2 protein-coding genes and 1 pseudogene are annotated in these 2,234 nt (G+C 63.3%); 1 reads left to right on the top strand and 2 read right to left on the bottom strand.

Translation table 11 applies throughout. The features are described from left to right. Together I5W_RS05300 and I5W_RS05295 are read right to left on the bottom strand one after the other, a co-directional pair. A pseudogene (locus tag I5W_RS05300) lies at nt 1–398 on the bottom strand (ABC transporter permease); the annotation flags it as partial. 21 nt (nt 399–419) lie between these two features. After that, complete coding sequence (locus I5W_RS05295) at nt 420–1,211, bottom strand: ABC transporter ATP-binding protein (protein WP_044528460.1); 792 nt, start codon at nt 1,209–1,211, stop codon at nt 420–422. Between the two features lie 183 nt (nt 1,212–1,394). On the opposite strand from I5W_RS05295, the gene I5W_RS05290 reads away from it, so the two are divergent. Continuing rightward, nucleotides 1,395–2,117, top strand: a complete 723-nt coding sequence (locus I5W_RS05290) for a response regulator transcription factor (protein WP_044528459.1) — start codon at nt 1,395–1,397, stop codon at nt 2,115–2,117. The last annotated feature ends 117 nt before the right edge of the window (nt 2,118–2,234 follow it).

The raw sequence follows: 2,234 nt of genomic DNA, 5'->3' as shown, positions 1-2,234 counted from the left end.
CGGGTTGAAATGGAGGTCAGGGTTTCCAGCAGGTCGTTGCCGATGCGCGAGCTGATGGCCACCGTGGTCAGCAAGCCGGCCAACAGAATACCCAGGCCATAGCCCACCAGCAGGGTCTGCATCGACACGGCGGCGCGTTGCAGCAGTACGCCGCTGCCGATGCCGGAAAAGAAGGCTTGCACCGTTTCGCTGAAGCTGGGGAACAGCAAAGCATTGTCCAGCCAGCAGCCATAGACTTCCCAGATCGCCGCCAGTACCAGCAGGATCACGGTCTTGCGCAGCCAGCCCAGGCGATAGAGCGATTCAAACGCTGACAGCGGGCGCTGGACTTCGGCGGTGGCATGGGGATTGGGGTCCACCAGGATTTCCGGGCGGACGAAGGGCAGATTGGTTGGCATGTGAAAGTCTCCGGCGCAAAATCAGTGGTGGGCGAACAGCATGTCGTTGATGCGGGTTTCCAGCTCGGCCTGGGCGGCCGTGCCAAGCTGGCTCGGATCAATGCTGTTGAGTTCGGCGCGGACCTGGCCCGGATGGGGCGTCAGGAGCAGGATGCGGGTGCCGACCCGGATGGCTTCCTCGATCGAGTGGGTCACGAAGAGAACCGTGAATTGNGTGTCATCCCACAGGCGCAGCAGTTCGTCCTGCATCTTGCGACGGGTCAGTGCATCCAGCGCGGCGAAGGGTTCATCCATCAGCAGCACATCGGGCTCCATGGCCATGCCACGGGCAATCGAGACGCGCTGCTTCATGCCGCCAGAGAGCATGTGCGGATAACTGTCGATGAACTTGGCCAGGCCGACCTTGCCGATGTAGTACTCGGCGCGCTCGGCGGCGGCACGGCCGTGCAGGCGGCCACTGGCGTGCAGCGCGAATTCGACGTTCTGGCGCACGGTCTTCCAGGGCAGCAACTGGTCGAACTCCTGGAACACCATCATGCGGTCCGGGCCCGGTTCATGCACTTCCCGGCCCTTCAAGCGGATCGCCCCGGAGGTCGGTTGCAGGTAGCCGCCGATGGCCTTCAAGAGCGTAGATTTGCCGCATCCCGAGGGGCCCAGCAAGATGTAGCGGTCGCCCGGATGGACGTTGAAACTCACGCTCTGGGTGGCCGTCACCAGCGAATCGCTGGTCTTGTATTGCAGGGTGACACGGTCGATTTCCAGCAATGGACGTGACGGGTCGATGGCCGATGTGCCAGGGGCATGGTCGCTCATGCAAGTCTCCAAATGATTTATAGGATTTTTTATACTGACGGCGATGCTAGGCCGCGAAGCTGTAACCAATCTGACTAAATCCTGACGTCCATGGTGGTGGGATGCCGGTTCGGGCATACAATGGCGCCCTGCCCAAGCAACGCCCAACAGTTGCGGCATCGTCAAAAAATACTGGAGACCCCCATGCGCATCCTGCTGGTCGAAGACACCGCCGACGTGGCCGAGGCCATCGTTTCCCATCTCACCCGCATCGGCCATACCGTGGAATGGGAAAGCCACGGCGCCCATGCCAGTGGCCGCCTGGGCGAAGCCTTCGACCTGCTGATCCTGGACGTGATGCTGCCGCATACCGATGGCTTTGGCTTGCTGCAACAGTTGCGCGCCCGTGGCCAGCACACGCCCGTGCTGATGCTCACCGCCTGCGGCGAGATCGAGGAGCGGGTACGCGCACTCGACCTGGGCGCCGACGATTACCTGGTCAAGCCGTTCGACTTCCGTGAGCTGGAGGCGCGCATCCGCGTGCTGTTGCGCCGTAGCGGCGGGGAATCGACCAACCTGCTGCACTGTGCCAACCTGTGCATCGACCGCAAGAGCCGTACCGCCACGCTGGACGGCCAACCCATCGAACTGACCCGGCGCGAGGTGACCCTGCTGGAAATCATCGCGGCCCGGCCGGGGCGCATCTTCAACAAGGACGAGTTGATGGACCGGCTCTTCACGGTCGATGACACGCCCAACGCCAACACCGTCGAGCAATACGTGGCGCGCCTGCGCAAGAAGCTGGCCGGGGCGGGTTTCGAGATCCGCACCCTGCGCGGCCTGGGTTACCAGTTGGTGCTGCAGCAGGCTGCTGCTGAAGTGGCGCTGGTGGCCCCGGCGGGCCTGAATTCAGGCGCGCAGTCCTGATGCACGACCGTCCCCAGCAGGTGCTCGCCGGGCCTTCGCTCTATACCCGGCTGGTGGTACGGGTGGGCGCGGTGTTGCTGGTGAGTGCCGCGGCCCTGCTGATCGCCATCTGGATTT

The sequence above is a fragment of the Herbaspirillum sp. B65 genome, assembly GCF_000333555.1.
Lineage (GTDB): Bacteria > Pseudomonadota > Gammaproteobacteria > Burkholderiales > Burkholderiaceae_D > Herbaspirillum > Herbaspirillum rubrisubalbicans.
This window is presented reverse-complemented; position numbering and strand designations above follow the sequence as displayed.